Origin of the sequence: Amycolatopsis heterodermiae (genome assembly GCF_034929455.1) — a bacterium.
GTDB classification, from domain to species: domain Bacteria; phylum Actinomycetota; class Actinomycetes; order Mycobacteriales; family Pseudonocardiaceae; genus Amycolatopsis; species Amycolatopsis heterodermiae.
On sequence record NZ_JAYFSI010000001.1, the window covers coordinates 1,575,997 to 1,591,786 of the forward strand.

17 protein-coding genes are annotated in these 15,790 nt (G+C 69.8%); 8 read left to right on the forward strand and 9 right to left on the reverse strand.

Translation table 11 applies throughout. From position 1 onward, the window contains the following. Positions 1-12 precede the first annotated feature (12 nt). Positions 13-441 carry a nucleoside deaminase gene (locus tag VA596_RS07715; protein WP_323324620.1) on the reverse strand — a complete coding sequence of 143 codons (429 nt, stop codon included), beginning with the start codon at positions 439-441 and terminating at the stop codon, positions 13-15. A 23-nt stretch (positions 442-464) separates the two neighbouring features. Next, positions 465-947 (reverse strand): tRNA adenosine deaminase-associated protein, encoded by a 483-nt coding sequence (locus tag VA596_RS07720; protein WP_323324621.1) that lies wholly within the window; start codon positions 945-947, stop codon positions 465-467. Positions 948-1,024: 77 nt separating this feature from the next. Here VA596_RS07720 and VA596_RS07725 point away from each other — a divergent pair, with 77 nt between their 5' ends. Next, positions 1,025-2,254, forward strand: coding sequence for a M20 metallopeptidase family protein (locus VA596_RS07725; RefSeq protein WP_323324622.1), 1,230 nt, complete (start codon positions 1,025-1,027; stop codon positions 2,252-2,254). On the opposite strand, the gene VA596_RS07730 is transcribed toward VA596_RS07725, so the two are convergent. After that, a complete protein-coding gene (locus VA596_RS07730; protein ID WP_323324623.1) occupies positions 2,251-4,206 on the reverse strand; it encodes a phosphocholine-specific phospholipase C in 1,956 nt (651 codons plus the stop codon). The two genes, VA596_RS07725 and VA596_RS07730, sit on opposite strands and share 4 nt — an antisense overlap. Between VA596_RS07730 and VA596_RS07735 the strand changes: the two genes are divergently transcribed. The 4 genes from VA596_RS07735 to thrS all read left to right on the forward strand — a co-directional run bounded on the left by VA596_RS07735 (position 4,205) and on the right by thrS (position 7,267). Further along, the gene (locus VA596_RS07735; protein WP_323324624.1) at positions 4,205-4,666 is read left to right on the forward strand and encodes a VOC family protein; all 462 of its coding nucleotides are present in this window, start codon (positions 4,205-4,207) and stop codon (positions 4,664-4,666) included. The two genes, VA596_RS07730 and VA596_RS07735, sit on opposite strands and share 2 nt — an antisense overlap. A gap of 25 nt (positions 4,667-4,691) precedes the next feature. After that, positions 4,692-5,159: a heme-degrading domain-containing protein gene (locus VA596_RS07740; protein ID WP_323324625.1), complete on the forward strand. Its 468-nt coding sequence runs from the start codon at positions 4,692-4,694 to the stop codon at positions 5,157-5,159. A gap of 79 nt (positions 5,160-5,238) precedes the next feature. After that, complete coding sequence (locus tag VA596_RS07745; protein WP_323324626.1) at positions 5,239-5,862, forward strand: dihydrofolate reductase family protein; 624 nt, start codon at positions 5,239-5,241, stop codon at positions 5,860-5,862. A 166-nt stretch (positions 5,863-6,028) separates the two neighbouring features. Then, positions 6,029-7,267, forward strand: a complete 1,239-nt coding sequence (thrS, locus tag VA596_RS07750; protein ID WP_410171848.1) for a threonine--tRNA ligase — start codon at positions 6,029-6,031, stop codon at positions 7,265-7,267. Here the strand turns inward: thrS and VA596_RS07755 are convergent. The 6 genes from VA596_RS07755 to VA596_RS07780 form a co-directional block, all read right to left on the reverse strand. Next, positions 7,200-8,027 carry a MerR family transcriptional regulator gene (locus VA596_RS07755; RefSeq protein ID WP_323324628.1) on the reverse strand — a complete coding sequence of 276 codons (828 nt, stop codon included), beginning with the start codon at positions 8,025-8,027 and terminating at the stop codon, positions 7,200-7,202. The two genes, thrS and VA596_RS07755, sit on opposite strands and share 68 nt — an antisense overlap. A 111-nt stretch (positions 8,028-8,138) precedes the next feature. After that, positions 8,139-8,930 carry a tyrosine-protein phosphatase gene (locus VA596_RS07760; protein WP_323324629.1) on the reverse strand — a complete coding sequence of 264 codons (792 nt, stop codon included), beginning with the start codon at positions 8,928-8,930 and terminating at the stop codon, positions 8,139-8,141. 1 nt (position 8,931) lies between these two features. After that, entirely contained in the window at positions 8,932-9,759 is an 828-nt protein-coding gene (locus VA596_RS07765) for an ABC transporter permease (protein WP_323324630.1), read from the reverse strand. Beyond that, complete coding sequence (locus tag VA596_RS07770; RefSeq protein ID WP_323324631.1) at positions 9,756-10,649, reverse strand: ABC transporter permease; 894 nt, start codon at positions 10,647-10,649, stop codon at positions 9,756-9,758. The genes VA596_RS07765 and VA596_RS07770 overlap by 4 nt, the downstream gene beginning before the upstream one ends. After that, positions 10,646-11,695 carry an ABC transporter ATP-binding protein gene (locus tag VA596_RS07775; RefSeq protein WP_323324632.1) on the reverse strand — a complete coding sequence of 350 codons (1,050 nt, stop codon included), beginning with the start codon at positions 11,693-11,695 and terminating at the stop codon, positions 10,646-10,648. The genes VA596_RS07770 and VA596_RS07775 overlap by 4 nt, the downstream gene beginning before the upstream one ends. Further along, entirely contained in the window at positions 11,692-12,918 is a 1,227-nt protein-coding gene (locus tag VA596_RS07780; RefSeq protein ID WP_323324633.1) for an extracellular solute-binding protein, read from the reverse strand. Before VA596_RS07780 ends, VA596_RS07775 begins: the two co-directional genes overlap by 4 nt. A 122-nt stretch (positions 12,919-13,040) precedes the next feature. On the opposite strand from VA596_RS07780, the gene VA596_RS07785 reads away from it, so the two are divergent. The 3 genes from VA596_RS07785 (at position 13,041) to VA596_RS07795 (ending at position 15,637) form a co-directional block, all read left to right on the forward strand. Beyond that, on the forward strand, positions 13,041-13,946 hold the full coding sequence (locus VA596_RS07785; protein WP_323324634.1) for a dihydrodipicolinate synthase family protein: 906 nt from the start codon (positions 13,041-13,043) through the stop codon (positions 13,944-13,946). Between the two features lie 474 nt (positions 13,947-14,420). Continuing rightward, positions 14,421-15,458 carry a fatty acid desaturase family protein gene (locus VA596_RS07790; protein ID WP_323324635.1) on the forward strand — a complete coding sequence of 346 codons (1,038 nt, stop codon included), beginning with the start codon at positions 14,421-14,423 and terminating at the stop codon, positions 15,456-15,458. Beyond that, entirely contained in the window at positions 15,455-15,637 is a 183-nt protein-coding gene (locus tag VA596_RS07795) for an RGCVC family protein (protein WP_323324636.1), read from the forward strand. Before VA596_RS07790 ends, VA596_RS07795 begins: the two co-directional genes overlap by 4 nt. The last annotated feature ends 153 nt before the right edge of the window (positions 15,638-15,790 follow it).

Sequence of the window (15,790 nt, forward strand, 5' to 3'; positions counted from 1 at the left end):
CCACCGACGGACTCAGCGACGCGTCGCGAAGTACGTCTCCAGCAGGGACGCGCACTCCGCCTCGAGCACCCCGCCGTGGACTTCCGGGCGGTGGTTCAGCCGCCGGTCGCGCACGACGTCCCACAGGGACCCGACCGCGCCCGTCTTGGGCTCCCACGCGCCGAACACCAGCCGTGAGATGCGCGCCAGCACCAGCGCGCCCGCGCACATCGTGCACGGCTCCAGCGTCACCGCCAGCGTGCAGCCCTCGAGCCGCCAGCCGTCGCCCACCACCTGGGCGGCCGCGCGCAGGGCCAGGACCTCCGCGTGCGCCGTCGGGTCGCCCAGCTCGGTCCGCGCGTTGCGCGCCGCGGCAAGGGGGAGCCCGTCGGGGCCGAACACGACCGCGCCGATCGGGACGTCCGCGCCGGGGGCGTGCGCGGCCTCCAGCGCCGCCTCCACGGCTTCGGTGTCGGACGGGCGTCTCAGAGCTCGTCCAGGAGCTTGGCGAACTCGGTGCCGAACCCGACGCGCTGCGCGATCATCTGCAGCTGCTCGTCCGGGTACAGGTCGACCTCGCCGACGATCACCTCCAGCTCCGGCGCCGGCAGCCCGAGGTCCGCGAGGATCTCGAGATCACCTTCGGGCCAGACCGAGTCGTCCTCCTCGTCCGGCGGTTCGACGCGCAGGACGTCGAGGACGTCCGCCGCGATGTCGTAGTCGAGTGCCGCCGCCGCGTCCGAAAGCAGCAACGCCGGTCCCCGCGGGCTCGGCCGGACGAGGACGAAGAACTCGTCGTCGACCGCCAGTAGCCCGAAGGCCGCGCCGGTGGAACGTAGTTTGCCCAGTTCAGTGATCGCCGCGTCCAGCTCTGTCAACGCCCCCGGGTCGAGCGCACTGCACCGCCACCGACCGTCCTCCCGGACCACGGCTACCGCGAAGCCCGTGACCGGCTCATCCACCGCCATGCGCACACCGTATTCCGCCGCCCGACCGAGCGCACGCACGGTGCGCCCGAAGCGCCGGATGGGGCACTATCGGGAGCATGACCGGCCCCACTGACCTGCCCACCCTGCCCGGCACGCCGTTCGCCGGCCTCCTCGACGACGCGCGGGCGCTGCAGGACCGCACCGTCGCGCTCCGGCGGGCGGTGCACCGACGGCCGGAACAGGGCCTGCACCTCCCGATCACCCAGGCGGCGATCCGCGAAGCACTCGCTGACCTGCCGTTGGAGATCACGGAGGGCAAGTCCACGACGTCGCTGACGGCCGTCCTGCGCGGCTCCCGGCCCGGCCCGGCGGTGCTGCTGCGCGGTGACATGGACGCGCTGCCGCTCACCGAGGAGACCGGTTTGGACTTCGCGTCCGAGGACGAGGAGTCGATGCACGCGTGCGGGCACGACACGCACGTCGCGATGCTCGCCTCCGCCGCGCGCCTGCTCGCCGAGCGGAAGGACAAGCTGGCCGGGTCGGTCGTGTTCATGTTCCAGCCGGGCGAGGAGGGCCACCACGGCGCCCGGTTCATGATCCACGAGGGCGTGCTCGACGCCGCCGGGACGCGGGTCGAGCGCGCGTTCGGCATCCACATCCTCGCCAACCTGCGCAGCGGCCTCCTGTCGGTCCGCCCGGGCCCGCAGATGGCGTCGGCGGACTCGTTCCACGTGCGCGTCGTCGGCAAGGGCGGCCACGGTTCGGCGCCGCAGCACACGATCGACCCGGTGCCCGCGGCCGCGGCGATGGTCGGCGCGCTGCACACGATGATCACGCGCCGGGTCAGCGTGTTCGACCCGGCCGTGCTGTCGGTCACGCGGATCCAGGCCGGCACGACGACGAACATCATCCCGGAGAGCGCCGAGCTCGAGGGCACGATCCGCGCCCTGTCCGAGCACACGCGCGCGCTGGTCCGCGCCGAGCTGCCGAAGGTCTGCGAGCAGGTCGGCGCGGCGTACGGCTGCCGCGTCGTCGCCGACGTCGAGCCGGGCTACCCGGTGACCGTCAACGACGACCGCGTCGCCGCCGAAGTCCTGACGATCGGCGAGGCCGTGCTGGGCCCGCAGAACGTCGAGCTGATGGCCGACCCGCTGATGGGCGCCGAGGACTTTTCCTACGTCCTGCAACGCGTTCAGGGCGCGTACGCGTTCCTCGGCGCGTGCCCGCCCGGCGTCGACCCGGCGGAGGCGGCGGCGAACCACTCGAACCGCGTGCTCTTCGACGAGGACGCCATGCCGAACGGCGTCGCGATGCTGGCGGCCTTCGCCCTGGACGCCCTCAGCTAGGGCCCGGTGCGCGACGGGCGGCCGTCCTCCAGGTGACCGGCGAAGCGGCGACGCCAGCCGGGCACCTCGAACGTGACGTCGTACCAGCCGTTCGACGTCGCCACCGGGAAGTCGTGCTCGCCGCCCGGCGGGATCGTGACGCCGTTCAGCACGACCGGCGCCGGCCCGCGGTTGGTCACGGTCACCCGCAGCGACGGCGTCGGCGCGAACGTGACCGCGGCGTCGAGGCCCACACCGCCCGAAGCCTCCACCAGGAAGCCGTTCGGACCGTGGATCGCGACGTCGTAGCCGCCGCTGTACGCGACTTCGCCCGTGACGACACCGTTCGGCGGGACGTCGAAGCGTTGTGACGTCCCACCGGCGTGGTAGGCGTACGCGGCCAGCTGCAGCGCCTGCGTGCCGTGGTTGGCCAGGTGCAGCTTGAGCGCACCCGTCTCCACGGCCACCCACGCGACCGGCTGGTACGGCAGCGGACGCGCCTTCGCCGTGCCTGGCTCCTGCGTCAGCGCACCGGGTCGTACGCCCGGCTTCGGCAGCCGCGCCTGCGTCCGGTCGGCCTCGGCGCGCAACGCGTCGACGTCCGGCAGCAGCGGGATCGTCGTTTCGTGCGTCCGGAAGTCGAAACAGCTGGTCAGGTCGCCGCAGATCGCCCGGCGCCACGCCGAGATGTTCGGCTCCCGCACGCCCGTCCACGTCTCGAGGAACCGCAGCACCGACGTGTGGTCGAAGACCTGCGAGTTCACCCAGCCACCACGGCTCCAGGGCGAGATCACCGTCATCGGCACCCGCGGCCCCAGCCCGATCGGGACGGGCGGCCCGGACGGCACTCCGTTCCAGGGCTGCTTCGCCGGCAGGAACTCGCCGGGCGTCCCGGGTGCCGGCGTCGGCGGGACGACGTGGTCGAAGAACCCGTCGTTTTCGTCGTAGTTGACGAACACGACCGTGGATTCCCAGAGCTCCGGCTTGTCCCACAACGCTTTCAGCATCCGTTGGACGTAGGCGGCACCGTCGACCGGCCGGGCCGCGGGGTGCTCGCAGTAGCCGTAGGGCGCCACGACCCACGACACCGCGGGCAGCGTCCCGGCGTCGCAGTCCGCGAGGAACTCGGCCAGCACGTGGTCGAGGTCCTTGCCCCGCCCCGAGTCCGGTTTCAGCTTCGTCCGCAGGTTCGCGCGCTCGGCCAGCCGCCGCTTCACGGGGTCCATCGAGTACAACGCGTCATGGTAGTTCTGGAACAGCCACAACGGGTTGTCGCCGTAGTCGCCCACGAAGTGCTCGGGTACGCCACGCTCCTCGTCGTTCGCGTAGATGCGCCACGAGACCCCGGCGGCTTCCAGCCGCTCCGGGTACGTCGTCCAGCGGAACGACGGCTCGTAGTCCGGCGAGTTGTGCGTGGCCGGACCGCCCGCGACCCCGTCGGGGTCGATCGTGCCGGTCCAGTGGAACAGCCGGTTCGGCTGTGTGGGCCCTTGAATCGCGCAGAAGTAGTGATCGCACAGAGTGAACGCGCTCGCCAGCGCACGCTGGAACGGGATGTCGTCACGCGCGAAGTGCCCCATCGTCATCGGGCTCTTCGCCGCGACCCAGCTGTCGTACGCGCCGCCGTTCCACGCGCGGTGCGTGCTGTTCCAGTCGTGCGGCAGCTCGCCGAGGTCCTGACCGTCCACGACGGACGTGTCGATCCGGAACGGCAGCACCGGGTCGCCGCCACCGCCGCCGCGCTGACGGAAGACGTCCCGCAGGGCCGCGCGGTCACCGAAACCGCGCACCCCGGCCATCGTCCCGTAGTAGTGGTCGAACGACCGGTTCTCCTGCATCAGCACCACGACGTGGCGGACGTCTTCGATGGTGCCCGTGCGCGACGCCGGCACCGCGCACGCCGCGGGCAGCGCACCGGCCACGGTCACCGCGGCCGCACCGCCGAGCACCGTGCGTCGCCGGATCCGGCCCATGCCCACCTCCTCGGGCGCGAGCTTCACGCACGCCGAGGACGCGGACGAGGAGTACGTTCACCGCCGAGAGAAAGGTGCAGCCATGCTCGACTCAGCGGATCTGGTCGCCTTCGCACCGTCGACCGACCTGGAGCGCTCACGTGCCTTCTACACGGATGTCGCCGGGCTCGAGTTCATCGAGCAGTCTCCTTTCGCCTGTGTGTTCCGCAGCGGGGGCACGATGCTGCGTGTCACCGCCGTGCCGGAGTTCACGCCGCACCCGTTCACCGTGCTCGGCTGGGCGGTGGCCGACATCCACGCGTCCGTCGCCGAACTGCGCGCCCGGGGCGTCGAGTTCCTGACCTTCGACAACCTGCCACAGGACACCGACAAAATCTGGACCACGCCCGGCGGCCGGATCGCCTGGTTCCCCGATCCGGACGGCAACGTGCTGTCCCTGACCGAGTTCACTGGCCATTAAACAACAGTGTTGATTTAATAGGTGCATGACTGACGCCGAACGCCTCGCCCAGCTCGCTGACCAGGAGGAACGCCTCCAGTTCACGAAGTTCGACAACGAGACCGCGCTCGCCCTCGGCACCCAGCTGCTGGCCGCCGCGCGGGACCGCGGCCTGCCGGTGACGATCTCCGTCCGACGCAACGGCCAGCGCCTCTTCCACGCCGCGCTGCCCGGGACGTCGGCCGACAACGACGCCTGGATCGAGCGCAAGAGCCGTGTCGTCGACCGCTACGGCCACAGCTCCTTCCTGGTCGGCAGCCAGTTCCGCGCGAAGGGCGGCACGTTCGAAAAGGACTCCCGCCTCGACCCGGACCGGTACGCGGCCCACGGCGGCGTGTTCCCGGTGCTGGTCCGCGGCGTCGGACCGGTCGGCACGGTCGGCGTCTCCGGCCTCCCGCAGGCCGACGACCACGCGTTCGTCGTCGAGCAGCTGGAGCTGTTCCTGGCCTCCTGAAAATCCCTCGGACGGGTTTGTCGATCTGGCGCCTGCCTCGTACGACGGTCTTCCGAGAACCCTGATTCGAGGAGGCACCATGGCCGAACTGATCGTCACGACGTTCCTGTCCCTGGACGGCGTCTACCAGGGCCCCGGCGGTGTCGAGGAGGACACGTCGGGCGGCTTCGACCTGGGCGGCTGGGTGACGCCGTTCTACGAGGACGACATGGCCGCTTACGCCACGGAGTGGCTGTCCAAGGCCGGCGCCCTGCTGATCGGGCGCCGGACCTATGACATTTTCGTCCAGTACTGGCCGAAGGCCACCGACCCGGACAACGCGATCGGGGTCGCCATGAACGACCTGCCGAAGTACGTCGCGTCCCGCACGCTGTCGAGTTCGGACTGGTCCGGCGTGTCGTTCGTGAACGGCGACGTCGTCGAGTTCGTCCGCGAGCTGAAAGCCCGGCCGGGCGGCGAGATCCAGGTCCACGGCAGCGGCGACCTGCTGCAAACCCTCATCGCCCACGACCTCGTCGACGAATACCGGCTCTGGTTCTACCCGGTGGTACTGGGCAAGGGGCGCAAGCTGTTCCCGGAGGGCGTGACGCCGAAGTCGTTCGAGCACATCGAGACCCGTCAGACGTCGACGGGCGCCAACGTGCTGGTCCTGCGACCGGCCGGCAAGCCTCGGCACGACACGTTCCAGCTGGTGACGGAGTAATTCCGTCGCGGCGCCGGACGCCGCTGGTTACCGTGGACCCATGATGCGCGCCATGACGACGACGCCGGAGAGTGTCCCGGCGCGCTGAACGACGTTTCCAGCCCGGGGCGGTTGCCCCGGGCTTCGTCTTGTGGTCACCCGCCTCGCCGTCCGCGAGGAGTCCACAATGCACGATCACCGCAAGCTCGGCCGCGAGCTGGAGCTGTTCGGCTCCGATCCACTGCTCGGCGCCGGCCTGCCGTACTGGCTGCCCGACGGTGCGATCGTCCGCCACAGCCTGGAGGAGTACGTCCGCGACGTCGAACGCCGCGCGGGCTACCGGCACGTCCATTCGCCCGTGCTCGGCAAGCGCGAGCTGTACGAGCTGTCCGGGCACTGGTCGCACTACCGCGACGACATGTTCCCGCCCATGGACCTCGGCGGTGAGCAGGTCGTGCTGCGGCCGAGCCTGTGCCCGCACCACGCGCTGATCTACCGTTCGCGCGGGCGCAGCTACCGCGAGCTGCCGCTGCGGCTCGCGGAGCTCGGCGGGATGTACCGTGCCGAACTGTCCGGCGTGCTCGGCGGCCTGAGCCGGGTGCGCGCGATCCAGCTGAACGACGCGCACGTCTTCTGCACCCTCGACCAGGTCGAAGACGAGGCCGCCGCAGCGTTGGCCCTGATCAGGCGGGCTTACGACGCTCTCGGCATCCAGCCGGCACGCTACCGGCTCTCCCTCGCCGGGGACTCCGGGAAGTACGTCGGTGACGCCGGAAAGTGGCTGCGAGCGGCGGATATCTTACGTTCCGTCCTCGATCGCGCCGGACTCGCGTACGACGCCGTAGAGGGCGAAGCAGCCTTCTACGGACCGAAGATCGACGTCCAGGTCGTCGACAGCGCCGGTCGCGAATCGACCCTGTCCACCGTCCAGGTCGACTTCCACCAGCCGGAGCAGTTCGCGCTCGAGTACGTCGGCGCGGACGGCGCGAAACACCGGCCGGTGATGGTCCACCGCAGCATCATCGGCAGCATCGAGCGGGCGATGGCGCAGCTGATCGAGGTCCACGGCGGCGCGTTCCCGGCCTGGTTGGCGCCGGTGCAGCTCCGCCTGCTCCCCGTGTCCGACGCCGAACTGCCCTACGCGAACCGGATTCGGCACGACGACCTGCGCATCGAGGTGGTCGACGCGTCGCGGGGCAGCCTGGGCGCGCGGATCAGGGACGGACGGCTGGCGCCGTACCAGGCCGTGATCGGCCCTCGGGAGGTTTCGTCGGGCGGGCTTTCGGTGCGGCTGCGCGATGGGAGCCAATTGGACGCCAGACCCGTCGACGACGTTCTCGCGTGGCTCGCCGACGAGATCAGGAAACCGCTTCGGCCAGCCAATCCAGCGTCGGGGCCAGGCTTTCCGGAGCCGCCCAGCCGTTGACGATCGCGAGCAGTTCCAGGTAGCGCGCACGACGCGGATCCCGGGCGGCGGCCAGCCAGGCGCGCAGCCGCCCGGGATCCCGGCCGAGGCCGTCGACGATCTCGGCGGCCTCCGGCGAATCCGGCGCGACACCGGCGTCGACGGCCGTCCGGACCTCCGCGGTGAGGTCGCGGCGGAGGCCGCCGGGGTGGTCGTCCGCGAGCCGCCGCAGGACGCCGCGGAACTCCGCGTCCTGAGTCAGCTCCGCCAGCTCGATCCAGGCCTCGAACTGCGCGGATTCCGGGTGGTCCGGCAGTTCGGGGGTCAACGTGCGCGCGATGCCCGCGAGTTCGGGACGGTCGCCGAGGGCATCCCGGAGGAAGTCGTCGACGAGCCGGCGACGCTCGGTGTCCGACAGCTGGGCCAACTGGTTCATCAGGCTTGTCTCCTCGGGTGTCGAACCACGCTCCGCGACGACGGTCAGGACAGCGCGACGCAGTCGCAGCAGCCGGATTTGCGCCGAGAGGGCTTCCACGTGCCTCGCCGCGACGTCGGCGACGGTGGCTTCGCCGTCGACGACGCGCCGGATCGTGGCGAGGTCCAGCCCCAGTTCGCGGAGCGTGCGGATTAGGTCGAGCCTCGCGAGCGCAGTCCCGTCGTATAGCCGGTGACCTGCGGAATTGCGCTCGGCCGGCAGCACGAGACCGCGATCGGAGTAGAACCGGACGGCCTTGACGGTCAGCCCCGTCCGCCGGGCCAGCTCGCCGATCGAGTAGCGCATGCGGTTCAGCCTGGCACCTCCTCCCAGGGGAGGCGCAAGACCGGTTTCACCTCATCGTGTCGATCACATGTTCGAAGAACGGCGGTAGAGTCGATCACGTGGAAGCGACAGTCAGTGAGCGTGTGAACCCAGGAGCCGATGGCGAACGCTGCGGAGTTCGTCGCGGGAGACACCGGCATCGAGCAGATAGTGCTCGACATCGAAACCATCGAGGACCGCCAAGACGGCTTCTTCGGCCGTGGTGCCTCGCTCCGCGAGGACGGCCTCGATGATCGGAGCTTGATCGTCGGTGCCCATCGCGGCGAACAGCGTTTTGACGGCCTCGGCCGACACGTCGTAGTCCGCGGCGATCGCCCGGGGTTCGACGCCGACCAGCGCGAGCAGCAGGAGCGTGATCAGCCCGGTCCGGTCTCGGCCGGCGCCGCAGTGGAACAGGACACCGCCGGGATCGGCGTGCGCGATCGCCTTGACGACGGCGGCGCAGCGGCCGGCTTTCCGCTGGAGGAAGAGGGGGTAATAGAGCGGCGTGCCGTTGAGCTGGTCACGGTTGAGCTGCTGCCAGAACTCGACGTCGTCGATGTCGTCGAGCGGTACTTCGAGCCGGGTGATGCCAGTCGGCGTGGCCGGTCCTGCGGAGTGGGCGGTGAACTGCGCCGAACCTGCCTGCGCTGTTCGCGATCCGGCCCCGGGCTGGATCTCGTCCTCGTTGCGGAGGTCGACGATGGTGCGGACGCCCGCTTCGCGCGCTTGGGCCCAGCCCGAGTCCGTGACGAACCGAGGGTCCGCCGATCTGAAGAAGGCGCCGTAGGCGGTCGTCTCCCCGGACCTGGTCGGCAAGCCGCCGAGATCCCTCGTGTTGAAGAAGCCGTCCCAGGCCACTGCCCTGCTCATGGTTTCGAACACCTCAAGCATCTTCGCGGATCCGGGTCACCAGCTGCGTCGGATTCACGAACCGCAACGCCACGATGAGGAGGATCAGCATGGAACCCGTGTAGATGGTGGCCATCGCGTCGACCGACTGGTTGGCGCGGATGCCCGCGGCGAACACGGAGTTGTAGAGGGCCACGACGAGGGTCGTCGAGTCCGGGCCTGCCGTCAGGAACGTCAGCTCGAACATGCCGACGGTGCGCACCAGCACCAGGATCGACGCGGCCAGGATGCCCGGCAGCAGCAACGGCCCGAGGATCCTGGTGAACACCGACAGCGTGCGCGCGCCCGACATGCGCGCGGCCGCTTCGATCTTCGGGTCGATCTGCTCGATGAAGGGCGTCATCGTCAGCACGACGAACGGCACCGACGGCACCAGGTTCGCCAGGATGACCCCGGTCATCGAGCCGGCCAGGTGGAACTTGTAGAGAACCGTGGCCAGCGGGATGCCGTAGGTGATCGGCGGGATCAGGATCGGCAGCACGAACAGGAGCATCACCAGGCGCTTGCCGGGGAACGTCCGGCGGGCCAGTGCGTACGCGGCCGGGACGCCGACCGCCACCGACACCGCGATCACCACCAGGGCGACGATCGCCGTCGTGAGGAGGACGTCCGCGAGGCCGAACTCGCGCCAGGCGTCGGCGTACCAGTGGGTGGTGAAGCCGTCCGGGAGCCAGGTGCCGAACCACTGCACCCCGAACGAATCGACGACGACGGAAAGGACCACGCCGGCGAGGTTGACGAAGAAGAACGCGACGACGGCCCAGACGACCCAACGTCCGGGACGCGTGACCCAACCGGTCATCCCTTGCCTCCGGTCGCTCCGCGGTACAGCGTGCCGCGCCACGCCATGACCAGGCCGATCACGATCAGCATGAGCACCGCCATGATCATCGCGACGGCCGAGCCCATCGAGTAGTCGTACTCCTCGAACGCGGCGTGGTAGGCCGCGATCGAGATGACACGGGTCTCGTTGGCCGGGTCGCCGACGAGCTGCGCCGACGGGAACACCGAGAACGCCATCACGAACGAAAGGCAGAAGGTGATCGCCAGGCCGGGCGCGAGCAGGGGCAGCGTGATCCGCCGGAAGCGCTGCACCCAGTTGGCGCCGAGCGTCGCGGCGGCCTTCTCCAAGGAGGGGTCGATGCCCGAGAGATAGGACAACGTCAGCAGGAACGAGAACGGGAAGCCGGTGATGACCAGCGACAGCACGACACCCGTGTAGTTGTGGACCAGCGGGAGCGGCTGGTCGGTGATCCCGACGGCGGTGAGCACCTTGTTCAGCCAGCCCCCTTCGCCGCCGTACATGAGCAGGCCCTGCGCGGTGAGCACCGTGCCGAGCGTGATCGGGACGACCAGGATCGTCGTCAGGAGGCGCTTGCCGCGCACCCGGCCGCGCATGACGTAGGCGATCGGGATGCTGGCGAGCACGTTGACGAACGTCGCGGGCAGCGCGATGCCCAGCGTCGTCCAGATCGTGTCGCGCAGGTACGGGTCGCCGAAGAACCTGGCGTAGTTCGCGAAGACACCGCCCTGGCGAGGGGCGAACGACAACTGGAGGCCGTAGAGGAACGGATACAGGAACAGGCAGGCGGTGACCAGCAACCCGGGCACCAGGAGCAGCAACGCGCGGTCGATGCCCCGTTCGGCCAGGCGGTGGCGCAACGCCGGGCGGGTGGTCGTCACGGCGGTCACGGCGCGAACACCAGGACCCGCTCGGCCGGGACACCGATCTTCGCCGGGTCGCCGGGGGCGAGACGCTTGTCCGTGCGGAAGTAGACCGGCACCCCGTTCGGCAAGCGGGCCGAGACCGACAGCTCGCGGCCGTGGTACTCGACGATCTCGACCGTGACGTCGAGGGCGTTCTCGGCACCTTCGCCCACGACGAAGTCCTCGGGACGGATGGCGACCTTCGCCGGGCCGTCCGTGAGGTCGTCGCGGTTGGTGCCGGTCAGGCGGATGCCGTCGCCTTCCACGGTGACCGACCCGGCGGCCGGGCCGGTGACCGTGAGGTCCAGGAGGTTGCGGTAGCCCATGAAGGACGCGACGTAGCTGTTCACCGGCTGGGCGTAGACCTCCTCGGGTGTGCCGATCTGCTGCACCGCGCCCTCGCGCAGCACCACCAGGCGGTCGGCGAGCGAGAGGGCCTCCTCCTGGTCGTGGGTGACGTAGACCGTGGTGAGACCGAGCGTCTGGTGGAGGCGGCGGATCTCCATCCGCATCTCGAGGCGGAGCTTGGCGTCCAGGTTGGACAGCGGCTCGTCCATCAGGACGACCGCCGGCTCCAGCACCACGGCCCGGGCGATGGCGACGCGCTGCTGCTGGCCGCCGGACAGCTGGGCGGGGAACTTCGCCGCGTGCTCGGAGAGCTGCACCAGGCGAAGGGCTTCGTCGACTCGCCGGCGGGCGTCGGCGCGGGCGACCTTGCGCATCTTGAGGCCGAAGCCGACGTTCGCGCGGACGGACAGGTGCGGGAACAGCGCGTAGTTCTGGAACACCATCCCGAACCCGCGCTGCTCCGGTGGCCGGCCGTCGATGCGGGTGTCGTCGAGCCAGATGCTGCCGCCGGTCAGCGGCAGGAGGCCGGCCAGGCAGTTCAAGGCCGTCGACTTGCCGCAGCCGGACGGGCCCAGCAGGGCCACGAACTCGCCGCGGGTGATGGCGAGGTCGAGGCCGCGCAGGGCGTTCGCAGTGCCGAAGCTGCGCGAGACACCGTCCAGCCGGAGCTGCTCGAACGTCACTTCTTGCCGACCTTCGAGCCGCCGACCAGCTGGTTCCACTTGTCGAACGCCTTGACCTGCTGCTCGGCCGGCAGCGAGGTCTCCTTGGGGTACTGGGCGATCCACTGCTCGTACTCCGGGCGGCCGAACTGCTTGATCGTGTCCTGGCTCTTCTGCGGCGCCATCTGGAGGGTGACGTCCTTGACCGCCGGGCCGGGGTAGAAGTAGCCGTCGTCGTAGGCGATGGCCTGCTGGTCCGGCTTGAGCATCCAGGCGACGAGCTGCAGGATCGCCGACTCCTGGTCGCCCGAGAGCCCCTTGGGGATCAGGGCGTACTGGGCGTCGGTGACCCAGTGCATCGGCTGCATGATCGCGGTCTTGACCGTGTTCGGCACCGTGCCGAGCTTGCGCGGGTTGATGTCCCAGCCCGTGGTCGACATGACCATGTCGACCGAGCCGGAGGCGACGTTCTTCATCGCCTCCGTGGTGCCCGACGGGTAGTACTTCACGTACTTGCCCAGCTCCTGCAGGAACGCCCAGGTCTTGTCCCAGCCCTTGTCCGGATCCTTCGGATCCTTGTCCCCGAGGAGGTACGGCAGCCCCATCAGGAAGGTCCGGCCCGGGCCGGAGTTGGACGGCTGGGCGTACTGGAACTTGTCCGGGTGCGCCTTCGCCCAGTCGAGCAGCTCCTGCGGTGACGCCGGTGGCGTCGCGGCCGCGGCCGGGTTGAACTCCAGCAGCGGCCCGGACGGGTAGTAGACGACCTCGACGCCGTAGCCGTTGGCCAGGTCCTGCATCTTGGCCGCGGGCTCCAGGTAGTTCTGCATCAGGTTCGGGAACCGGCCGGCGAAGTCCGGGAGGATCTTCGCGAGGGTGCCGTTCGCTATGCCCGCGGAGAGGCCGTCGGTGCCGCTGAGGACCAGGTGGGTCTGGGCGACGCCGCCGTCCTGCTCGGCCTTGAGCTTGCCCGCCATGCTCGGGGCGGGGGCCGTCGAATAGGTGACCTTGGAGAGCACTTCGGGGTGCGCGGCCTTGAAGTTCTCGATCATCTGCTTGGTGAGCTGCAGGTTGCCGGCGATGTCGAGGATGTTGAGCTCGACCGGTTTGCTCGGCTTGTCCGGCACGGCCTGCGGGGCCGCTGCCTGGCCGCCGTCGCCGCCGGGGGCGCCGCACGCCGTGAGGCCGGCGGCGAGGCTCACCACCAGCAGCGCTCGTCGGAATCGGAAGCCGCTGCGACCCTGCATGGCTGCTCCTTGCCCGTGATAATGTTGTATGTCGCATCATATATCAGATCGGACACGTCCTTGGCGAGCACTTTCGCTCCCTGTCGGGCCGTCCGGGGAGACCGTGATCCGGAAGGGACCCGATGACGTTCGAGCAGCAGAGGCGGCGGCTTTCCGGGGTGGTGGCCATCCCCGTCACGCCGTTCGACGCCGAGGGCGCCGTCGACGGCCCGACCTACGCGAAGCTGGTCGACCGCCTGGTGACCAGCGGCATCGAGGTCGTGACGCCGAACGGGAACACCGGCGAGTTCTACGCGCTCGACGCGGACGAGGCCCGGCAGTGTCTCGAGGTCACCGTCGAGGCCGTGGCCGGGCGGGCGAGCGTGCTCGCCGGGATCGGGCACGACGTCGCGTCGGCGACGCGGGCCGCGGCGCACGCGCGGGACGCCGGCGCGGACATGGTCATGATCCACCAGCCGGTGCACCCTTACATCTCCGGCGACGGCTGGGTCGACTACCACGCCTCGATCGCCGCCGCGGTGCCGGAACTCGGCGTGGTGCTCTACGTGCGCAACCCCGCCATCGGCGGTGAGCAGCTGCACGCACTGGGCGTCGCGGCGCCCAACGTCATAGGGGTCAAGTACGCGGTGCCGGACCCGGTGCGGTTCGGTTCTGTCGCGCGGGACACCGGCTTCGAGCGGTTCGTGTGGATCGCCGGGCTGGCCGAGCTCTCCGCCCCCGGCTACTTCGCGGTGGGCGCCACGGGGTTCACGTCCGGGCTGGTGAACGTCGACCCGTCGATCTCGCTGGACATGTTCCGCTCACTGTCCACAGGGGACTATCCGGCGGCGATGGCCGTCTGGGAGCGGATCCGGCCCTTCGAAGAACTCCGTGCCGCCAACGGGAACGCGAACAACGTCAGCGTCGTCAAGGACGCGCTCGCCCAGCTGGGCCTGTGCCGCCCGGACGTCCGGCCCCCCAGCCGGCTGCTGACGGCGGCCGAACGGGAACGGCTCTTCGGCCTGCTCTCGTCCTGGGGGCTCTCGTGAACATGGTGGCCCGTCGACGGGTCGGAAGCGCGGTGACGCCGAACCACAACTCGCCGACGAACCACCCTGTGACAGCGGTCTGCTCGGCTCGATCCTCGCTGTAGCAACCCAACTGGGCGCCCCGGGCGTCGCTCTGCGCGACTGCGGGCGGCTGCTCGCCGGCCGAACGGCTGGCACGGTTGCGGTACGAGACGGGTTCGGGCCTGACAGGCTCCTGTCTCCAACCGGAGCGATCCGGCCGGAAGGTCACGGGTGTGCGGTAAGTCACCGTAATCCCGATGTGGCTGACTGTACACCTGCTCGGCAACCTGCGGGGAATTGCCAATCCGGCGGTGGAGTGAGAGGCTTGCCTAAGGACGCGGTACCACCGCGACCAGGCCCCAGTGCCCTTTTCCCGGACCGGACCCGGACCCTGTCGGGGCCGGAAACCGTTGCTGGACAAGCCTTTACGACTTACCCAGAGCGGTTGTGCCGATGAGTGCCACCCAAGTTCCGGATACCCCTGTGTCCACCGGCAGCGACTTCGCCGAGCTGTCCCGGCTCGTCAAGGCCGCCGGACTCCTCCAGCGTCGACGGCGCTACTACATCGTGCGGATCGGGTTGAACCTCGCCGCCTTCGGTGGCGGCTGGGTCGCGTTCGCCTACCTCGGCGACTCCTGGTGGCAGCTGTTCCTCGCCGCGTTCTTCGCGATGATGTTCGCGCAGCTGTCGTTCATCGGCCACGACGCCGGGCACAAGCAGATCTTCAGCAGCCGCAGGGCGAACGAAGCGACCGGGTTCGTCCACGGTGGACTGACCGGCCTCAGCTACGGCTGGTGGGTCGGCACGCATTCGCGCCACCACGCCAACCCGAACCACGAGGACGAGGACCCGGACGTCGACATCGCCGCGCTCGCGTTCAGCAAGGCGCAGAGCTCGCGCAAGCGCGGGTTCCTCCGCTGGATGGCGAAGTACCAGGCGTTCCTGTTCTTCCCGCTGCTGCTGCTCGAAGGCCTCAACCTGCACGTTTCGAGCGTGAAGGCGGTGCTGAACAAGGACATCCGCCGGCGCAAACTGGAGTCGGCACTCCTGATCGCGCACCTGGTGGCCTACCTCGCCGCCGTGTTCATCGTGCTCTCGCCGCTGACCGGGATCATCTTCATCCTCGTGCACCAGTTCCTGTGGGGGCTGTACATGGGCTGCTCGTTCGCGCCCAACCACAAGGGCATGGAGATGCTCGAGAGCGGGCACAAGCTGGACTTCCTGCGCAAGCAGGTGCTCACCTCGCGCAACGTCCGCGGTGGGCCGGTCGTCGACTTCGCTCTCGGCGGGCTGAACTACCAGATCGAGCACCACCTGTTCCCGAGCATGCCGCGGCCGAACCTGAAGCACGCGCAGGTGATCGTCCGGGAGTTCTGCGCCCGGTACGGGATTTCCTACGCCGAGTGCGGCTGGGCCCGCTCCTACGGTTACGTGTTGCAGCACCTGCATGAGGCGGGCGAGCCGCTCCGGACGAAGAAGGTGATGGCGTGACAGCACCGGCGCCGGACGAGACCGAAGTACCCCGCTCAGGCGAGCGCTGCCCGAGCTGCCCGCACCCCCTCGGCACCCACGACACGATCGCCCGCCGCTACTGCGCGGCCACGGCAGCCGGCCAGGGCACCGACCGCGGCTGCGTCTGCGGCAGCGCGCAGGACCACAAGGCCCGCTGAGCACGCGGCGGCAGCCCTGCCGACGGCGGCCGAGGCCACTTCACCCGGGTATGGGTGCACGAACCCGGGAACTCTTCGTGCACGCGCTCTTCGAGGCAACGAACGCGGCACCCAACCCGTTGAGCCGGATCGCGACCGCGGCCGGATCGACCT

Excerpts from the sequence above, each read along its gene's own strand:
- VA596_RS07720 (WP_323324621.1), bottom strand. The coding sequence starts at position 947 with ATGGCGGTGGATGAGCCGGTCACGGGCTTCGCGGTAGCCGTGGTCCGG.
- VA596_RS07725 (WP_323324622.1), top strand. The coding sequence starts at position 1,025 with ATGACCGGCCCCACTGACCTGCCCACCCTGCCCGGCACGCCGTTCGCC.
- VA596_RS07735 (WP_323324624.1), top strand. The coding sequence starts at position 4,205 with ATGCCCACCTCCTCGGGCGCGAGCTTCACGCACGCCGAGGACGCGGAC.
- VA596_RS07730 (WP_323324623.1), bottom strand. The coding sequence starts at position 4,206 with ATGGGCCGGATCCGGCGACGCACGGTGCTCGGCGGTGCGGCCGCGGTG.
- VA596_RS07740 (WP_323324625.1), top strand. The coding sequence starts at position 4,692 with ATGACTGACGCCGAACGCCTCGCCCAGCTCGCTGACCAGGAGGAACGC.
- VA596_RS07745 (WP_323324626.1), top strand. The coding sequence starts at position 5,239 with ATGGCCGAACTGATCGTCACGACGTTCCTGTCCCTGGACGGCGTCTAC.
- thrS (WP_410171848.1), top strand. The coding sequence starts at position 6,029 with ATGCACGATCACCGCAAGCTCGGCCGCGAGCTGGAGCTGTTCGGCTCC.
- VA596_RS07755 (WP_323324628.1), bottom strand. The coding sequence starts at position 8,027 with ATGCGCTACTCGATCGGCGAGCTGGCCCGGCGGACGGGGCTGACCGTC.
- VA596_RS07765 (WP_323324630.1), bottom strand. The coding sequence starts at position 9,759 with ATGACCGGTTGGGTCACGCGTCCCGGACGTTGGGTCGTCTGGGCCGTC.
- VA596_RS07780 (WP_323324633.1), bottom strand. The coding sequence starts at position 12,918 with ATGCAGGGTCGCAGCGGCTTCCGATTCCGACGAGCGCTGCTGGTGGTG.
- VA596_RS07785 (WP_323324634.1), top strand. The coding sequence starts at position 13,041 with ATGACGTTCGAGCAGCAGAGGCGGCGGCTTTCCGGGGTGGTGGCCATC.
- VA596_RS07790 (WP_323324635.1), top strand. The coding sequence starts at position 14,421 with ATGAGTGCCACCCAAGTTCCGGATACCCCTGTGTCCACCGGCAGCGAC.